Source organism: Roseateles sp. L2-2 (assembly GCF_050613215.1).
GTDB lineage: Bacteria > Pseudomonadota > Gammaproteobacteria > Burkholderiales > Burkholderiaceae_C > Roseateles > Roseateles noduli.
The window spans coordinates 5,726,836-5,744,404 of sequence record NZ_CP192509.1 but is presented as its reverse complement, the minus strand read 5'-3'; the positions used below and the strand labels follow the sequence as shown (position 1 = coordinate 5,744,404).

The following is a 17,569-nucleotide window of genomic DNA, read 5'->3' as shown; positions in this document are numbered from 1 at the left end:
AGAGCAGCCGGTGCCGGCCGCTCGCGCGCGGAACGCGCCGCTATGAGTCCGCTTCTTCGCCGAGCGCGTCCGGGCGGGCGCCCGAGGTCTTCGCGCCGCCGCGCAGGAACAGCCGCGACACGGTCTGTGCCATCTGCAGGCGCTGCTCGCCGTCGCTGCCGTTGAGTTCGGCCATGGCGCCGTGCAGCATCTTCTGCGTCAGTCCGCGCGCCAGCGCATCCAGCACGCTGTCGATGTCCTCGCCCTTGGCGATCAGCTTGCGCGCGCGCTGGATCTCTGCCTGGCGCCAGCTGTCGGCCTGCTGGTGAAGGGCCTGGATCAGCGGCACCGTGTGGCGCTGGCCCAGCCAGTGGACGAAGCTCTGGACGCCGGACTCGATGATGGCTTCCGCCTGCTGGACCGCGGCCTGGCGCTTCTCGCCGGCGGTCTGGACCAGCTTGGACAGGTCGTCCACGGTGTAGAGGTAGACGTCGTCCAGCTTGGCGACTTCCTGTTCGATGTCGCGCGGCACCGCCAGGTCGACCATGAACATGGGCTTGTGGCGGCGCTTCTTCAGCGCGCGTTCGACGGCGCCCAGGCCGATCAGCGGCAGGCTGGACGCGGTGCAGGAGATCACCGCGTCGAATTCGTGCAGGCGGTCGGGCAGGTCGGCCAGCCGGAAGGCTTCGCCGCCCAGTTGGTGGGCGAGCTTCTCGCCGCGTTCCTGCGTGCGGTTGGCGATGGCGATGGTCTTGGGCGACTTCGCGGCGAAGTGCGTGCCGACCAGTTCGATCATCTCGCCCGCGCCGACCAGCAGCACCTTGATGTCGGCGAGGTTCTCGAACAGCTGCGAGGCCAGCCGGACCGAGGCCGCGGCCATGCTGATCGAGTGGCTGCCGATCTCCGTCGAGCTGCGGACTTCCTTGGCCACCGAGAAGCTGCGCTGGAACAGCTGGTGCAGCGTGGTACCGAGCGTGCCGGCGGTGTCGGCCTCGCGCACGGCCTGCTTGAGCTGGCCGAGGATCTGCGGCTCGCCCAGCACCATCGAGTCCAGCCCGCTGGCGACCCGGAAGGCGTGGCGCGCCGCGGCGCCGTCCTCGACCACGTAGGAGTGGTCCATCAGCATCGTGCTGCCGACCCCGCCGACCTGCGCCAGCCAGTCGACGGCGGGGCGGACCATGTCGGCGTCGCCGGCCACGTAGAGCTCGGTGCGGTTGCAGGTGGAGAGGATGGCGGCTTCCGCGGCGGCCGTGCGGCGGCGCTGGCCGCTGCCGATCTGGTCCTGGAAACGCAGCAGCGTCGGGGCCAGTTGCTCGAGCGTGAACGCGAAACGGCCGCGCAGATCGAGCGGCGCGGACGTGTGGTTCAGACCCAGGGCAAAGACGGACATGCAGCGATTATAAAATTCCTGCCCGGCCCGTGTCTCGCACGGGCCTTGGCGGCGCGCTCATCGCCCCGGGATGCGTCAAGGAAAGACGCCTTTCCACCGCCGTCCCGTTACATCTACCTCTCGCCCGGAGCGAACCGACCCGTGGATCCACTCGACGCCGTCTGGCATTTCGGCAACCTGTTCCTGCCCGCCTGGGGCGTCGCGGCGCTGATGGCCGCCGCCCTGAAGTTGATCTGGCGGGAGACCGTCTCCGGCATGCGCTGGCGCACGCTCGCGTTGTGGGGCGGCGTCGGCGGCACGCTCGGCCTGTTCGCCGCGCTGATGCTCACCGGCGCCGACGGCACCATGGCCGGCTACGGCCTGATGCTGATCGGCATCACGGCCACGCAGTGGGGCGTCAGTTACAAACGCTGAGCCCGGGCCGACGTCACGTGCTACCGCTTTAGAGGAGGGTGGGCTCAGCCCTGCAGATCCTCGGTCACCGGTACCTCGCCTCGCAGCGAATGCGCGAAGGCCTCGGTGACATGCATCGGAATGATCTGGTGCATGAGGCGCTCGTGGCCCTTGAAGTTGACGATGCGGTTGCACTCGGTGCGGCCCATCAACTCGGTGGCGTCCCGGCGGGCGTGGCCTGAGACAAGCACCGGCACGGTCTTGCCGACCATGCTGTGGTTGTAGCGGACGGCGGTCGCCTCGATCTCGGCCTGCAGTTCCTGCAGGCGGCGGACCTTCACCTCGTGCGGCGTGTCGTCGGCCAGGTTGGCCGCCGGCGTGCCGGGACGCGGGCTGAAGATGAAGCTGAACGACGCGTCGAAGCCGATGTCGCGCACCAGCTGCATGGTCTTGGCGTGGTCCTCGTCGGTCTCGCCGGGGAAACCGACGATGAAGTCCGAGGCGATGCGGATGTCCGGACGGATGGCGCGCAGCTTGCGCACGATGCTCTTGAACTGCAGCGTGGTGTAGCCGCGTTTCATCGCCATCAGGATGCGGTCCGAGCCGTGCTGCACCGGCAGGTGCACGTGGTTCACCAGCTTCGGGATCGTGGCGTAGGCGTCGATCAGGCGCTGGCTGAACTCGTTGGGATGGCTGGTGGTGTAGCGGATGCGCTCGATGCCGGGGATCTCGGCGACGTATTCGAGCAGCAGCGCGAAGTCGGCGATCTCGTCCGTGCCGCCCATGGCGCCGCGATACGCGTTCACGTTCTGGCCCAGCAGCGTCACTTCCTTGACGCCCTGGTCGGCCAGTCCGGCGACTTCCTCGAGCACGTCCTCGAAGGGTCTGCTGACCTCCTCGCCGCGGGTGTAGGGCACGACGCAGTAGGAGCAGTACTTCGAGCAGCCTTCCATGATGGACACGAAGGCCGAGGCGCCTTCGACCTTGGCCGGCGGCAGGTGGTCGAACTTCTCGATCTCGGGGAAGGAGATGTCGACCTGCGGGCGCGACTGCTGCTGGCGCTGGGCCAGCATCTGCGGCAGGCGGTGCAGGGTCTGCGGGCCGAAGACGACGTCGACGTAGGGCGCGCGCTCGATGATCGCCGCGCCTTCCTGGCTGGCGACGCAGCCGCCGACGCCGATCATCACGCCCTTGGCCTTCAGGTGCTTGATGCGGCCGAGGTCGGAGAACACCTTCTCCTGGGCCTTCTCGCGGACCGAGCAGGTGTTGAACAGCACCAGGTCGGCCTGGTCGACGTCGGTGGTGGGCTCATAACCTTCGGCGGCGCGCAGGACGTCGGCCATCTTGTCCGAGTCGTACTCGTTCATCTGGCAGCCGAAGGTCTTGATGAAGACTTTCTTGCTCATGGGGAGCTCCGGGAATCGGGATGAATGCGGCGGCCCCGCGCGGTGCGCCTGCCCGGGGAACGGACGGCGCGGCGCGGGCGCTGGCTCAGTGGCTCAGGGCTTGCGCCAGACCTGGCTGGCCTGGTCGAACACCAGTTTGGAGGCCTGGTCCGGCGTGGTCGGCCAGGTCTTGTTGGCCAGTTCGACGTCGTTCAGTACCCAGATGTCCATGAGCAGGCCGTTCATGTCCCAGGTGTAGAGCACGACGGCCTTCTGCTGGTAGAGCGAGCCCGGCGTGGCGACCTGGTCGACCGCGTTGCGGATGCGCGCACCGGGCGCGAGGCGCGCCGGCTTGCCGTTGAGCTGCACGTCGGGCGTGACGCCGAAGACGATCTCGCCGCGCAGCGCGCGCTGCGGGAAGAAGCGGTGGCCCGGGGCGATCTGGGCCTGGGCGGGCGTAGGCGTCGCGATCGCGGCAAGACCGCCGAACGCGGCGGCGAGCGAGAACAGGGCGGTGCTGGCGGCCGTCGCCATCATCGAACGACGGCGGGGCAGGGCGGGCGAGGCACAGCGGTACATGGTGTAGATCCAGTGGCTGCGGAAATGCGCAAGGGCGCAAGTGTAGCGGGCGAGGTCGCGCCGCCGGCGGGGTCAGGGTGGCGGTTGCCTCTCGTTTCCGCCTGTCGTTTCTGCAGGGCGGAGGGCAGTGTCAGAGGCGCCCGGTGGCCGTGTTCTGCGCGACGGCGGCGGGGCCGGGTTCGGGCAGCACGTAGACGACGCCCGGTCCGCGGCCGAGCACCGGCGCGACGACGCGGTCGAAGAACTCGCCCGCGACGACGACGCAGCCCAGCGAGATGCGGTTGTCATCCGGCGACGGCGACGCGAGGCGCTCGGCGCGGCGCTCGTAGGCCGGGCTCGGGCGGAGCCGGTGGATGGCGAACGCCGCGTCGTAATCGACCCAGATGACGGTCTCGCCCTTGAGATTGGGACCAGGTTGGCTGTCGTAGCGTCCGGAAGGCGTGGTGCGCAGGCCCGGCGGAATGCCGGTACTCACCATCTGACCGACGCCAGGGGCGACCGTGTCGCCACGGGCCAGGCCCAGCAGCGCCGGTGCGGCGCCGACCAGTTGGCCGTCGGCATTGAAGACGAAGAGCTTGGCTTCCTTCTTGTCGACGACAGCGAAGGGGCGCCCCTTGGCGTCGAAACCCTCGAACGCCGCGCGGGCCGCGGCGCGGGCCTCAGGCGACGCGGACTCGCCGTGGAAGTCGACGGCGAGCGGCGCGATGTGCGCGGAAGGCGGCTGAAGCTGCTGGAGCGGTTGCTGAAGCGCGGGTTCGGCGCGAGCGCCGGGTGAGCCCAGCACGGCCGCGATGACCGCAGCCATCGCCATCCCTGTCCATACCGCCTTCGACGGACCCGACGAACTGATCGACTTCATACTGCCCGATGTCCTTCTGGCGGACGTTCTGACATGCGCCGACAAAAGCCGGGCGAGTCCGCTGGGGCCGCATATTAAGGAGCAACGGGTTGTTTCAACGGTCGATCTGTCGGCAAAAACGGGAGGACTTTCCCGGGAATTTGTAAGACGTGCGGGCTGCGGCACGAATCGACGTACGTTAGGTGCGCGATAGGAACTTCTCGCGCCCGTGGGCTTCCGCCGCCGCCAGTTCCTTGGCGCCGAGGACGTAGTCGTCGCTGTCCGCCAGACGCTCGATGGCCAGGTCGATGAAGGCGCGCACGCGCGCCGGTTGCGCGCTGCGGCTGCCCCAGTAGACATGCAGGCTGGAAGGCGCGGCCACATGTCGGGTAAGCAGGGGCACCAGCCGCCCCGCGCGGATGTGGGCGGCCACGGTGATGCTGGTCATCATGCTGATCACCTGGCCGCCGAGCAGCGCGTCGAATTCGAGTTCTTCATCGTTGACGCAGAGCGCCGGCGTGATCGGCTGCGCGGCGACCGCCTTCCCGACCTTGACGGTCCAGGCGACGATGCGGCCCTCGGGATGGCGGAAGGTGCTGCAGCGATGCGCGGCCAGCTCGTCCAGCGTCTGCGGCGCGCCGTGCTTGCGCAGGTAGGCCGGTGTCGCGCAGATGATCCCCTGCACCGGGAACAGCCGCCGCGCGATGACGCCGTCCGCGGGCGACGGGCCGATGCGGAAGCCCACGTCGACGCGGTCCTCGACCCAGTTGCCGATGTCGTCGGCCAGCTGGACTTCGGGCCGGACCTCGGGATGGCGGGTGCAGAACTCGTCCAGCAGGGCCCACAACGCCGGGCGGAACGCCGAGCGCGGACCGACGATGCGCAGCGGGCCGGCGATCTCGTCCTTGGCCTCGCGCACGTTCTCGATCGCGCGATGCAGCCAGCCCAGCGCGGGCCGCACGCTGTCCAGGAACTGGCGGCCCTCGTCGGTCAGCGCCATGTTGCGCGTCGTGCGATGGAACAGCCGCACGCCGAGGTGCTGCTCGAGCTGCGCCAGCGCCTGGCTCGCCGCCTGCGGCGTGATGCCTTGCGCGGTGGCGGCGCGGCGCAGGCTGCCCAGTTCGGCGGTGCGGACGAAGGTCGTGATGGCGCGGAGTTCGTTGACGGGCATGGCGTGAGGATGACCGATGCGGGACGGGCGGATTATCAAGTTCCGCTTGCCAATCCTTCAATGCGGACCCGCCTAGCGGCTTGCCAATCGCCTGCCTACAGTCCGGCCTGCCGAGCCCGTGCCCCCCGCGGTCAGGCGCGCAAGTCGTCGAGCCCGAGATCGAGCGGGGGCGTGCGGGAGCCGGGCAGGCGCCAGGCGGTCGGGAAGGGGCGTGCATCGCCCGGTTTTCGCACCACGCCGATGCATGCCGCCCAATCGGGGGGTGAGTGACCCCGTACGCGTACGGTCATTACCGATCAGCAATACATGGGCGCGTGTCGACACACAAAATCCGCGCTCGACAAGACCGGAAAACGGTCGTCCACCAGAGAGCAACGATGACAACGATCGTGGGAATCCGTCCATGCTGATGGCCGCCGTGCGCGTCGCGCTGCGACGCCCTTACACCTTCTTCGTGCTGGCGCTGCTGCTGCTGATCATCGGCCCGCTGGCGGCGGTGCGCACGCCCACCGACATCTTCCCGGAGATCCGGGTGCCGGTCATCGCGGTGGCCTGGCAGTTCACCGGGCTGCCGCCGGACCAGATGGCCGGGCGCATCTCGACGCTGTTCCAGCGCACGTTGACGACCACCGTCAACGACATCGAGCACATCGAGGCCAACACCTATCCCGGCGTCTCGGTGGTGAAGATCTTCTTCCAGCCGGGCGTGAACATCGCGGTGGCCAACGCGCAGGTGACCGCGGTCGCCCAGGTCGCCGTGCGGCAGATGCCGGCCGGCACGACGCCGCCGCTGATCCTGAACTACAACGCCGCCACGGTGCCCATCCTGCAGCTCGCGCTTTCGGGCAAGGGGCTGTCGGAGCAGCAGCTGTTCGACCTCGGCTTCAACACGATCCGCACGCCGCTGGTGACCGTGCCCGGCGCGGCGATCCCGCTGCCCTACGGCGGCAAGCAGCGCCAGGTGCAGATCGACGTCAACCCCGCCGCGCTGCAGGCGCGCGGGCTGTCGGCCCAGGACGTGGCCACCGCGCTGGCGACGCAGAACGTGCTCACGCCGATCGGGACGCAGAAGATCGGCGAACTCGAATACACGCTGCAGCTCAACAGCGCGCCGTCCGCGATCGAGGAACTGGGCCGGCTGCCGGTGAAGGTGGTCAACGGCTCCACGATCTATCTGCGCGACGTCGCCGACGTGCACGACGGCAATGCGCCGCAGACCAACATCGTCCATGTGGACGGCGGGCGCTCGGTGCTGATGTCGGTGCTGAAGAACGGCGCGGCGTCCACGCTCGCGATCGTCGACGGCGTGCGCGCCAAGCTCGGCGAACTGCGACCGTCGCTGCCCGATGAGTTGGAGGTCAAGCCGATCAACGACCAGTCCGTCTTCGTGCGCGCCGCCATCAAGGGCGTCGCGGTCGAAGGCGCCATCGCCGCGGCGCTGACCAGCCTGATGATCCTGCTGTTCCTGGGCAGCTGGCGCTCGACGGTGATCATCGCGGTGTCGATCCCGCTGTCCATCCTGGGATCCATCATCGGCCTGGCGGCGATCGGCGAGACGCTCAACCTGATGACGCTGGGCGGCCTCGCGCTCGCGGTGGGCATCCTGGTCGACGACGCGACGGTGACCATCGAGAACATCAACTGGCACCTGGAGCACGGCAAGGGCGTCGAGGAGTCGATCATGGACGGCGCGCAGCAGATCGTGACGCCGGCCTTCGTCTCGCTGCTGTGCATCTGCATCGTGTTCATCCCGATGTTCTTCCTGGAAGGCGTGTCGCGCTTCCTGTTCGTGCCGATGGCCGAGGCGGTGATCTTCGCGATGGTGTGCTCGTTCATCCTGTCGCGCACGCTGGTGCCGACGATGGCCAAGTACCTGCTGCATCCCCATGCGCCGCTGACCGACGGCCACGGGCATCTGGCGCAGCCGCCGTCGCGCAATCCGCTGGTGCGTTTCCAGCGCAATTTCGAAGCCCGCTTCGAGCGCGTGCGCGAGGGCTACCGCCGCATGCTGGAGGCCGCGCTGGGCAGCAAGAAGCCGTTCCTGATCGGCTTCGCGGTGGTGGTGCTGGCGTCCTTCGCGCTGGTGCCCTTCATCGGCAGCAACTTCTTCCCGCAGGTCGACTCCGGCCAGATCCTGATGCACGCGCGGGTGCCGGTGGGCACGCGCGTCGAGGAGACCGCCGCGCGCTTCGCGAAGATCGAGCAGGCGATCCGCCGCGTGATCCCGTCCGACAGGATCGAGACCATGGTCGACAACATCGGCCTGCCGCCGTCGTCGATCAACCTGACCTACAACAACACCGGCGTGCTGGGCACCTCCGACGGCGACTTCCAGATCGCGCTGAAGGAAGGCCACGCGCCCACGGCCGACTACGTGCGCCAGCTGCGCCAGGTCCTGCCGCGCGAGTTCCCGGACACGACCTTCTCGTTCCCGCCGGCCGACATCGTCAGCCAGATCCTGAACTTCGGCGCGCCCGCGCCCATCGACGTGCAGGTGCGGGGTCGCGACGTCGAGTCCAACTTCGCCTACGCGCAGCAGCTGCTCAAGCGCATCAAGGCGATCCCCGGCGTGGCCGACGCGCGCATCCAGCAGTCCAACAAGGCGCCGACCTTCAACGTCGACGTCGACCGCACGCAGGCGCAGCTGCAGGGCCTGACCACGCGCGACGTCGCCAACAGCCTGGTCGTGAACCTGGCCGGCAGCAGCCAGGTCGCGCCGACCTTCTGGCTGAATCCGCAGAACGGCGTCAGCTACTCGATCGTGATGCAGACGCCGCAGCATCAGCTGGATTCGCTGGCCTCGCTGAGCAACCTGCCCATCGGCAACGGCAGCCAGCCGGGCACGTCGACGCTCGGCGGCGTGGCGACCTTCCAGCGCGTCAACAGTCCGGCGCTGATCAGCCAGTACGACGTCGCGACGATGGTGCAGATTCATGCGACGACGCAGGACCGCGACCTCGGCGCGGTCGCGCGCGACATCCGCAAGGTGCTCGCCGAGACGCAGGCCGACGTGCCCAAGGGTTCCAACGTGCAGCTGCTCGGCCAGGTGCGCACGATGGATCGCGCGTTCTCGGGCCTGCTGTTCGGGCTGCTCGGCGCGGTGGTGCTGATCTACCTGCTGATCGTCGTGAACTTCCAGTCCTGGCTGGACCCGGCGGTGATCGTGTCGGCGCTGCCCGCGGCGCTGGCCGGCATCGTGTGGATGCTCTTCGCGACCGGGACGACCTTGTCGGTGCCCGCGCTGACGGGCGCGATCATGTGCATGGGCGTGGCGACCGCCAACAGCGTGCTGGTGATCAGCTTCGCGCGGGAGCGGCTGGAGGAACTGGGCGATGCCTACGCCGCCGCGATGGAAGCCGGATTCGTGCGCTTCCGTCCGGTGCTGATGACGGCGCTGGCGATGGTGATCGGCATGTTGCCGATGGCGCTGGGCCTGGGCGAAGGCGGCGAGCAGAACGCGCCGCTGGGACGCGCCGTGATCGGCGGCCTGGTCTTCGCCACCTTCGCGACGCTGGTCTTCGTGCCGGTGGTGTTCAGCATCGTGCATCGACACCACCGCAAGACCGGCCCCGCCGCCGACCTTTCTGAATCGAACGACTTGACCGCCGGCGCCGCCACCGCGCTGCCCGGGGCCGGAGATGCTTCCCATGCGAACTGATAACGACAACACCGTGGTGTCCTCGCGTCCTCCCGCGCGCTTCAAGCTCGCCGCGACCGTTGCGGTCGTCATCGCCATCGCGGTGGTGGCGGCGGGCCTGTGGTCCCGCAAGTCCAACGCCGAGCAATTGCAGAGCACTGCCGACGAGCGCGGCCAGCCGAGCGTCGCGCTGGTCTCGCCGCAGCCCTTGACCGAAGGTGGGCTGGAGCTGCCCGCGCGCATCGAGGCCTGGTCGCGTGCGCCGATCTACGCGCGGGTCAGCGGCTACCTGAAGCGCTGGAACGTCGACATCGGCGGCAAGGTCAAGGCGGGGCAGCAGCTCGCCGAGATCGAAACGCCCGACCTCGACCAGCAGCTGATGCAGGCCAAGGCCGAGCTGGCGACCGCCCGCAGCAATGCCGCGCTGGCGGCGAGCACGGCCAAGCGCTGGCAGGGGCTGCTGGAATCGGATTCGGTGTCCAAGCAGGAAGTGGACGAGCGCACCGGCGACATGACGGCGAAGCAGTCGCAGGTGACGGCGCTGCAGGCCAACGTCGACCGGATCGAGGCGCTCAAGCGCTTCACGCAGTTGTCGGCGCCGTTCGACGGTGTCGTCACCGCGCGCAACACCGATGTCGGCGCGCTGATCAACATCGGCGGCGCGCCGGGCAGCGAGCTGTTCGTCGTGTCCGACACGCGCAAGCTGCGGGTCTACGTGAACGTGCCGCAGCGCCAGGTCGCGCAGGTGCGGGCGGGCGGCAAGGCCGTGCTGACGGTGCCCGAGCGTCCCGGCCAGCGCTTCGCCGCGACGGTGCAGTCGACCTCGCAGGCGATCAACACGGCCAGCGGTGCGATGCTGGTGCAGCTCGCCGTCGACAACGACAAGGACGAACTGCTGCCGGGCGGCTTCGCGACCGTGCGCTTCGACGGTGCGGCGCCGGCTTCCGCGAGCGCGCAGGCGAGCGCGGCGGTCTCGCTGCCGCCGGGCGCGGTGATCATCAACAAGGACGGCGTGCAGGTCGCGACGGTCGACGCGGGCAATCGCGTGAAGCTGCGCAAGGTCACGATCGCACGCGACATGGGCACACGCATCGAGCTCGGCGGCGGATTGACCGCCGCGGACCGCGTCATCGCGAATCCGCCGGACGGCATCGCCGACGGCGACGTGGTGCGCGTCGCGCAACCTGCAGCCGCGCCGGGATCGGCGGCATCGGCGAAAGGCCGCACATGACGACGCGTCGGTCCGCTGGCGCCGTCCGCGGCGTCACGCTCGCCATGGGCGCATTGACCGCCGCGTTGATCGCCGGCTGCGCCCAGCCGCCGAAGACGGTGCTGCCGGAGGTGCCGATGACGACGGGCTTCAAGGAGGCTCGGGGTCCGTGGGTCGAGGCGGGATCGTCGACGTCCGCGGCCATCGCCTTCGACGGCTGGTGGAAGGGCTACGGCGATCCGGAGCTCGACGCGCTCCAGCAGCGGCTGGTCGAGAACAGTCCCGACCTCGCGTCGGCGCTCGCCCGCTACCAGCAGGCGAGGGCCGCGACCGACAGCCTGCGTTCGGCGCAATCGCCGACGTTGAACAGCTCGCTCAACGGACAGCGAGACCGGCAATCGGAGCGACGCCCGCTACGCGTGCTCGGGCCGACCTCGCCCGATTGGTACAACAGCGCGACGCTGGGCCTGGACCTGAGCTACGAAGTCGACCTGTGGGGCCGCATCTCTCAGCAGGTCCGCGCCGGATTGGCGTCGGAACGCGCGGCGGCGGCGGACCTCGCCACGGCGCGGCTGGCGCTGCAGGCGCAGCTGGCGGATTCGCTGCTGCAGCTGCGCGGGCTCGATCGCGACAACGCCTTGCTCGCCGATGCCGAAGAGGCCTACACCCGCGCGTTCGACCTGATTTCCCGCCGGCATCGGGCCGGCATCGCGTCAGGTCTTGACCAGGCGCGGGCGGAGGGCCAACTGGAGTCGGCGCGTTCGCAGCGTCGGCAGTCGCAGGCACAGCGTGCGGTGCTGGAGCACGCGATCGCCGCGCTGGTCGGTGCCAACGCCTCGAGCTTCCGGATCGAGCCGGCCGCGTCGCTGGATCTGGCGATGCCGGTGGTACCGCCGGGCTTGCCGTCGACCTTGCTGGAGCGTCGTCCCGACATCGCCGCGGCGCAGCAGCGCGTGGTGGCGGCGACCGCGACGCTGGGCGTGGCGAAGACGGCGTTCTTCCCCTCGGTCGTGCTGAGCGCGCAAGGCGGCTTCCAGAGCAGCGACTTCGGTCGCTTCCTCGAAGCGCCCAACCTGTTCTGGGCCATCGGGCCGACGCTGGCCTACAACCTGTTCGACGGCGGCCGGCGCAAGGCCGAGGAAGCGCGTGCCACCGCGGCGCTGGACGAATCGGCGCAGCGCTATCGCGGTACGGTGCTCGCGGCGTTCCAGCAGGTCGAGGACCAACTGGTCCTGCTCGACCGCTACGGCGAAGCGCTGGAGGCGGAGAACAAGTCGGTCGACGCGGCGGAGCGTTCGCTCGCGCTGGCGACCAACCGCTACCGCGCCGGCGCGGCGGCCTACCTGGAGGTGGTCACCTCGCAGACGGCGGGCCTGCAGGCGCGACGCAGCGCGGTGGATCTCGCCACGCGGCAGCGCCGCGCGACGGTGGCGCTCGTGCGGGCACTCGGTGGTGGATGGCAGGCGCCGGCGGAAATGAAGGCGGACGCGGGAGCGTCGGACGCGGTTGCGGTCACCAGAAACGGAAATCCGTAACGCCAGATCGGCAAATGTAAAACGCCTTTCCGAAATCAGACTACCTCGTTAGTCTGCCTCCCGTTGTCGACATGGCCGCGCCTGCGCGCTGGCGTGTCGACACGTGGCCTGTGCCGACGGCCACCGTCCCCGATGCGGATCCTGCTGGTCCGCGTCGCGCGAGGCGGAGGAAACGGCGTTGGGTTCCCGAGCATTTTTTGATTCACCGGTGACCGGTGAGGGCGGAGCCATGCCCGCGCCGATCGCCTCAACGACATTGGGAGACATTCGATGAAGAGCACCCGTATTGACGAGTCCGCCGTGCTGGTCGCGCCCAAGCCGCCGACCGCCGGATTGCTGCGCGCGCCGAGCCCGAGGCACGGCTTGATGGCGATGGCGGTCGTGGTCGGCGCCGTCGCGCCGATGGGCGCGGCGCACGCTGTGGATTGGCCGTCCGGCTTTTCCAAGTGCGCGGACGAGGGCGGCACCTGCAAGGTCGGCGACACGGCGCGCCAGGTCTCCTTCGGCGTGAAGGACAAGTGGGTCATCAAGACGCTGAGCGGCAACGTCGCCTGCACGTCGGCGACCTTCGGTGGCGCGGATCCGAATCCGGGCAAGGCGGAGAAGTGCGCGGTGGGACCGGCCGGATCGCCGGCGCCATCGCCGTCTCCGGCACCGTCTCCGGCGCCTTCACCCGCACCGTCGCCATCCCCGGCACCTTCGCCGGCTCCGGCGGGACACAGCGGCGGTTACGCGGGGCAGGTCACCGGCGGCGGTTCGGCAACGCCGATCACCGTCACCACCGCGGCGCAGATGCAGGCCGCGATCGATGCCTACAGCGGCACCGGCGGGCTGGTGATCCGCTACGCGGGCACTTTCGATTTCGGCAGCATCCCCGATCCCTGTGCGCAGTGGAAGAAGGCGGCGGGCGCGGTGGTCGAGGTCAAGAACAAGAGCAACGTCACGATCGAAGGCGTCAACGGCTCGGCGGCGAACTTCGGTCTCGCCATCAAGGCCGCGGCGACCAACATCATCATCCGCAACATGACGATCGGGCTGCTGCCCGGATCCATCGACGCCATCGGCATCGAAGGCCAGAGCGGCAAGTTCCCGGGCTATGTCTGGATCGATCACAACACGCTGTTCAGCTCCACCGCCGAATGCTCCGGCGCCGGTGACCTGGAGTTCGATGGCCTCATCGACAGCAAGGCCGGCGCGCATCACATCACCTACTCGTACAACTATCTGCACGACCACCACAAGGTCGGCCTGATCGGATCGAGCGACAGCGACGCGAGCGACCGCTACATCACCTTCCACCACAACGTGTACAGCAACGTCGGCTCGCGGCTGCCGCTGCAGCGCGCGGGCTACACGCACCTGTACAACAACCTGTACTCGGGCGTGCTGACCTCGGGCGCCAACATCCGCATGGGCGGCTACGCGCTGATCGAAGGCAACTACTTCGAGAACGCGCAGAACCCGGTGACCTCGCGGGACAGCTCGTCGATCGGCTACTGGGAACTGCGCAACAACAACGTGCGCAGCCCGGCCGACTTCGCGACCTACGGGATCAAGTGGGTGGCGAGCGGATCGAGCCCGTCGCGCGACGCGACCGACTGGGTGACGACGGCGAACTTCCCGGTGGGCATCCCGTATTCGTACACGGTGCACACGCCGGCTTGCGTGAAGCAGAAGCTGCTCACCGTGGCGGGGGCGGGGAAGAACTATGCGACCTTGAGCTGCAATTGAACTGCTGAAGCGAAGAGGCCCTCGCTGTTGCGAGGGCCTCGGTCCAGGTCTACGGATGCTCTACTTGTCCGCGGACTTGTACAGCTCGTAGACGAGGTTATCGACGGCTTCGATTCGCAGGAGCGGTGTCGATGACTTGCTGTCGTCGGGCTTGGAGCCGAACTTCACCAGTTCCCGCGAGAAGGCCGGCAAACGAACGCCGGGCGGGCGTTTGCACGAGGCGTTCATGGCGATCTTTTCGCCCTTGATGACGGCGAGTCCCGCGTGGAACGGACAGTCTCCTCCCACGCATTCCGTCATCAGGTATCTGAAGTTGCCGCGGTCGAACCAAACCTGGCTGACCCAAGCCCGAGGCGCGGCGGGCGAGACCGTGCCGCTGAAGAAGCGGCCATTCTCCGGAGTTGCGGCGAACTCGTTTTCCACAGTGCCTGAAGTGCCGTAGCGATAGGTGAGTGCGGTGGGAGCAGCCTCGGTGGGCGATGCGCAAAGCGACGCGGTCTTCTTGCCCGTGAAGCAGTTGAAGACCGCCTCCTCATGCGCTTTGCACAACGGGTCGCCTGGCTTGGCGGCTGAAGCCAGTGTTGGCAGAAGTGAGCAGGCCAACAGCGCCATCCAACTGTTTGGAATTCGGAAGTTCGCCATGAATCGGGGGGAGGGGAGGTCGAAGGAAATGCGTTGCTTGAGCAGGCCGCGCTTCGAATCGTAGTCTTGGCCTGTTGGTCCGCGACCTTGCTCTCTGGGCTGTTGGCACGAGCGCAGTTCACCAGGCCCAAAACGGAAAACCCCGCAGAACTTGCGTCCTGCGGGGTTTCGTATTTGGTGGCGCTTCAGGGATTCGAACCCCGGACCTGCGGATTATGATTCCGTCGCTCTAACCGGCTGAGCTAAAGCGCCTTGCGAAGACAGCGACTATAGCAAAGATTTCGAAGACAATGCAAGCCCCGCCGATCACGGCATCGAAATTTCGGCGCGCGAGTCCTACTCGACCCCTCCATGTTCAGCTTCCTCAAGAAAAAACTGGGCTTCGGCTCCGCCGAACCCACGCCGGCTCCCGCTCCCGAAGCGCCGCCAGCGGTCGACACCGCGCTCCCTCCGGCCGCCCCCGCGCCCGCCATCGAGCCGCCGTCGACCCCAGCCGCTCCGCAACCCCTGACCCCGCCGACCGCACCCGTTCCGGTGGCCGCCCCGGTCGTCGCTCCGGCCATTGCTCCGGCGCCCATCGCAGCACCCGCGCCCGTTGCGCCTGCACTCACGCTGGCCCCTGTTGCCGCACCGAAACCGGCTCCCGCTCCCGTCGCAGTGACGCCGGTTGCGGTGCCCGCGCCCGCGCCGGTCCCCGAGCCCGCGCCGCGCAAGAGCTGGATGGACAAGCTCCGCCAAGGTCTGCGCAAGACCGGGTCGAGCATCTCCCAGGTCTTCACCGGCACGCAGATCGACGACGCGCTGTATGAAGAGCTCGAAGCCGCGTTGCTGATGGCCGATGCCGGCGTGAAGGCCACCGAGTTCCTCCTTGAAGATCTGAAGCGTCGCGTGAGGGACGCCAAGGCCAGCGATCCGGCCGCCGTGCGGCAGCTGCTCGTGGACGCGCTGACCGAGCTGCTGCAGCCGTTGCAGCGCCAGCTCGTGATCGGCGAGCACTCGCCGACGGTGATGATGGTGGTCGGCGTGAACGGCGCCGGCAAGACGACCAGCATCGGCAAGCTCACGCGCCATCTGGCCGATGCCGAAGCCAACGTGCTGCTGGCCGCGGCGGACACCTTCCGCGCCGCGGCGCGCGAGCAGCTCGCCGTGTGGGCGGACCGCAACCGCGTGCAGATCGTGAGCCAAGAGGGCGGCGATCCGTCAGCGGTGACCTTCGATGCGGTGGTCGCGGGCAAGGCGCGCGGCTGCGATGTCGTCATCGCCGACACCGCCGGCCGCCTGCCGACTCAGCTCCACCTGATGGAGGAGCTCAAGAAGATCAAGCGCGTGATCGGCAAGGCGCAGGAGACGGCGCCGCACGAGGTGCTGCTGGTCGTCGACGGCAACACCGGCCAGAACGCGCTGATGCAGGTGAAGTCCTTCGACGACGCGCTCGGCCTCACCGGACTGATCGTCACCAAGCTCGACGGCACGGCCAAGGGTGGCGTGCTCGCCGCGATCGCGCGCGAGCGGCCGATCCCGGTCTACTTCATCGGCGTCGGCGAGAAGCTCGAGGACCTCCAGACCTTCGACGCGCGAGAGTTCGCGCAAGCGCTGCTGGAATGAAAATCGGCTCCCTCGGGAGCCGATTTTCATGGGTGGGTGGGGTTACATCGGGAACCCGCCGCCTCCGCCGCCCATGAGGTTCTTGAGGCCGCCCATCTTCTTCATCATCTTCATCAGGCCGCCGCCCTTCATCTTCTTCATCATCCCCTGCATCTGGTCGAACTGGTTGAGCAGGCGGTTGACTTCCTGGATGTGGACGCCCGCGCCCGCGGCGATGCGGCGCTTGCGGCTGGCCTTGGACTTGCCGTCCATCAGCAGCGCCGGCTGGCGGCGTTCCTTGGCGGTCATGGCGTTGAGGATGCCTTCCATGCGCTTCATGTCGCGCTCGGCCTTGTCCATGTCGGGCTGGCCGGCCTTGGCGGTCATCTGCGTGGGCAGCTTGTCCATCAGTCCGGACAGTCCGCCCATCTTCTTCATCTGCGAGATCTGCGCGAGGAAGTCGTTCAGGTCGAAGCCGTCGCCGGACTTGAGCTTCTCGGCCAGCTTCTGCGCCGCCTCGACGTCCACGCCCTTCTGGACTTCCTCGACCAGCGCGACGATGTCGCCCATGCCGAGCACGCGGCCGGCGTGGCGTTCGGCGTCGAAGACCTCCAGGCCGTCGATCTTCTCCGACACGCCCGCGAACTTGATCGGCGCGCCGGTGATCTGCTTGACCGACAGCGCCGCGCCGCCGCGCGAGTCGCCGTCCAGCTTGGTCAGCACGATGCCGGTCAGCGGCAGCGCCTCCTTGAAGGCCTTGGCGGTGTTGATCGCATCCTGACCCTGCATCGCATCGACCACGAACAGCGTCTCCACCGGCTTGAGCGTCGCGTGCAGGTCGCGGATCTCGGCCATCAGCGTTTCGTCGATCGCCAGGCGGCCGGCCGTGTCGACCAGGAGCACGTCGAAGAAGTGACGCTTGGCGTGATCCAGCGCCGCCAGCGCGATGTCGTGCGGCTTCTGGTCCGGCGCCGACGGGAACCATTCGGCGCCCGCCTGCTTCGTCACCGTCTTGAGCTGCTCGATCGCGGCGGGGCGGTACACGTCCGCGGAAACCGTCAGCACCTTCTTCTTGCGCTTCTCGGTCAGGTGCTTGGCCAGCTTGGCGGTCGTCGTCGTCTTGCCGGCGCCCTGCAGGCCGGCCATCAGGATGATGGCGGGCGGCTGCGCGGCGAGGTTGATGTCGGCGACGCCGTCACCCATCGTCGCGGCCAGTTCCTTGTGGACGACCGAGACCAGCACCTGGCCCGGATTCAGCGAGGCCGCCACCTCCTGGCCCAGCGCCTTCTCCTTCACGCGGGCGACGAAGTCGCGCACCACGGGCAGCGCGACGTCGGCCTCCAGCAGCGCCATGCGGACCTCGCGCAGCATGTCCTGCACATTGGACTCGGTGATGCGGGCTTGACCCCGCATGGTCTTCACAAGCCGGCTCAGTCGATCGGTCAGGGTGGATGCCATCGTTTCGGCCCCGCGCAAGCGGGCGCGCCTCATTACA

At 68.4% G+C, this 17,569-nt stretch carries 13 protein-coding genes and 1 tRNA gene; 6 read left to right on the top strand and 8 right to left on the bottom strand.

The features are described from left to right. Positions 1 to 40: 40 nt before the first annotated feature. Positions 41 to 1,369 carry a glutamyl-tRNA reductase gene (gene hemA, locus ACQZ13_RS25660; protein WP_088407925.1) on the bottom strand — a complete coding sequence of 443 codons (1,329 nt, stop codon included), beginning with the start codon at positions 1,367 to 1,369 and terminating at the stop codon, positions 41 to 43. A 141-nt stretch (positions 1,370 to 1,510) separates the two neighbouring features. Here hemA and ACQZ13_RS25655 point away from each other — a divergent pair, with 141 nt between their 5' ends. Next, on the top strand, positions 1,511 to 1,783 hold the full coding sequence (locus ACQZ13_RS25655) for a hypothetical protein (RefSeq protein ID WP_431048682.1): 273 nt from the start codon (positions 1,511 to 1,513) through the stop codon (positions 1,781 to 1,783). Positions 1,784 to 1,827: 44 nt separating this feature from the next. Here the strand turns inward: ACQZ13_RS25655 and miaB are convergent, their stop codons facing one another. The 4 genes from miaB to ACQZ13_RS25635 form a co-directional block, all read right to left on the bottom strand. Then, a complete protein-coding gene (miaB, locus tag ACQZ13_RS25650; RefSeq protein WP_431048681.1) occupies positions 1,828 to 3,168 on the bottom strand; it encodes a tRNA (N6-isopentenyl adenosine(37)-C2)-methylthiotransferase MiaB in 1,341 nt (446 codons plus the stop codon). 93 nt (positions 3,169 to 3,261) lie between these two features. Further along, the gene (locus ACQZ13_RS25645) at positions 3,262 to 3,726 is read right to left on the bottom strand and encodes a hypothetical protein (RefSeq protein ID WP_431048680.1); all 465 of its coding nucleotides are present in this window, start codon (positions 3,724 to 3,726) and stop codon (positions 3,262 to 3,264) included. 130 nt (positions 3,727 to 3,856) lie between these two features. Further along, on the bottom strand, positions 3,857 to 4,531 hold the full coding sequence (locus ACQZ13_RS25640) for a L,D-transpeptidase (RefSeq protein ID WP_431048679.1): 675 nt from the start codon (positions 4,529 to 4,531) through the stop codon (positions 3,857 to 3,859). A 232-nt stretch (positions 4,532 to 4,763) separates the two neighbouring features. Beyond that, positions 4,764 to 5,735, bottom strand: coding sequence for a LysR family transcriptional regulator (locus ACQZ13_RS25635; protein ID WP_431048678.1), 972 nt, complete (start codon positions 5,733 to 5,735; stop codon positions 4,764 to 4,766). Between the two features lie 406 nt (positions 5,736 to 6,141). Between ACQZ13_RS25635 and ACQZ13_RS25630 the strand changes: the two genes are divergently transcribed. From ACQZ13_RS25630 to ACQZ13_RS25615, 4 genes are all read left to right on the top strand, one after another. Then, on the top strand, positions 6,142 to 9,393 hold the full coding sequence (locus ACQZ13_RS25630; protein WP_431053388.1) for an efflux RND transporter permease subunit: 3,252 nt from the start codon (positions 6,142 to 6,144) through the stop codon (positions 9,391 to 9,393). Continuing rightward, a complete protein-coding gene (locus ACQZ13_RS25625) occupies positions 9,383 to 10,603 on the top strand; it encodes an efflux RND transporter periplasmic adaptor subunit (RefSeq protein ID WP_431048677.1) in 1,221 nt (406 codons plus the stop codon). Before ACQZ13_RS25630 ends, ACQZ13_RS25625 begins: the two co-directional genes overlap by 11 nt. Next, a complete protein-coding gene (locus tag ACQZ13_RS25620; RefSeq protein ID WP_431048676.1) occupies positions 10,600 to 12,117 on the top strand; it encodes an efflux transporter outer membrane subunit in 1,518 nt (505 codons plus the stop codon). Before ACQZ13_RS25625 ends, ACQZ13_RS25620 begins: the two co-directional genes overlap by 4 nt. Positions 12,118 to 12,387: 270 nt before the next feature. Then, entirely contained in the window at positions 12,388 to 13,848 is a 1,461-nt protein-coding gene (locus ACQZ13_RS25615) for a pectate lyase family protein (protein ID WP_431048675.1), read from the top strand. Between the two features lie 60 nt (positions 13,849 to 13,908). Here the strand turns inward: ACQZ13_RS25615 and ACQZ13_RS25610 are convergent, their stop codons facing one another. Next, complete coding sequence (locus ACQZ13_RS25610) at positions 13,909 to 14,460, bottom strand: hypothetical protein (RefSeq protein ID WP_431048674.1); 552 nt, start codon at positions 14,458 to 14,460, stop codon at positions 13,909 to 13,911. Between the two features lie 205 nt (positions 14,461 to 14,665). Next, positions 14,666 to 14,742 (bottom strand) — tRNA-Met (locus ACQZ13_RS25605). A gap of 99 nt (positions 14,743 to 14,841) precedes the next feature. Here ACQZ13_RS25605 and ftsY point away from each other — a divergent pair. Next, entirely contained in the window at positions 14,842 to 16,095 is a 1,254-nt protein-coding gene (ftsY, locus tag ACQZ13_RS25600) for a signal recognition particle-docking protein FtsY (RefSeq protein WP_431048673.1), read from the top strand. A 42-nt stretch (positions 16,096 to 16,137) separates the two neighbouring features. Here the strand turns inward: ftsY and ffh are convergent, their stop codons facing one another. Then, complete coding sequence (gene ffh / locus ACQZ13_RS25595; RefSeq protein WP_431048672.1) at positions 16,138 to 17,532, bottom strand: signal recognition particle protein; 1,395 nt, start codon at positions 17,530 to 17,532, stop codon at positions 16,138 to 16,140. Positions 17,533 to 17,569: the final 37 nt, after the last annotated feature.

Excerpts from the sequence above, each read along its gene's own strand:
- hemA (WP_088407925.1), bottom strand. The coding sequence starts at position 1,369 with ATGTCCGTCTTTGCCCTGGGTCTGAACCACACGTCCGCGCCGCTCGAT.
- miaB (WP_431048681.1), bottom strand. The coding sequence starts at position 3,168 with ATGAGCAAGAAAGTCTTCATCAAGACCTTCGGCTGCCAGATGAACGAG.
- ACQZ13_RS25645 (WP_431048680.1), bottom strand. The coding sequence starts at position 3,726 with ATGTACCGCTGTGCCTCGCCCGCCCTGCCCCGCCGTCGTTCGATGATG.
- ACQZ13_RS25640 (WP_431048679.1), bottom strand. The coding sequence starts at position 4,531 with ATGGCTGCGGTCATCGCGGCCGTGCTGGGCTCACCCGGCGCTCGCGCC.
- ACQZ13_RS25635 (WP_431048678.1), bottom strand. The coding sequence starts at position 5,735 with ATGCCCGTCAACGAACTCCGCGCCATCACGACCTTCGTCCGCACCGCC.
- ACQZ13_RS25625 (WP_431048677.1), top strand. The coding sequence starts at position 9,383 with ATGCGAACTGATAACGACAACACCGTGGTGTCCTCGCGTCCTCCCGCG.
- ACQZ13_RS25620 (WP_431048676.1), top strand. The coding sequence starts at position 10,600 with ATGACGACGCGTCGGTCCGCTGGCGCCGTCCGCGGCGTCACGCTCGCC.
- ACQZ13_RS25615 (WP_431048675.1), top strand. The coding sequence starts at position 12,388 with ATGAAGAGCACCCGTATTGACGAGTCCGCCGTGCTGGTCGCGCCCAAG.
- ACQZ13_RS25610 (WP_431048674.1), bottom strand. The coding sequence starts at position 14,460 with ATGGCGCTGTTGGCCTGCTCACTTCTGCCAACACTGGCTTCAGCCGCC.
- ftsY (WP_431048673.1), top strand. The coding sequence starts at position 14,842 with ATGTTCAGCTTCCTCAAGAAAAAACTGGGCTTCGGCTCCGCCGAACCC.
- ffh (WP_431048672.1), bottom strand. The coding sequence starts at position 17,532 with ATGGCATCCACCCTGACCGATCGACTGAGCCGGCTTGTGAAGACCATG.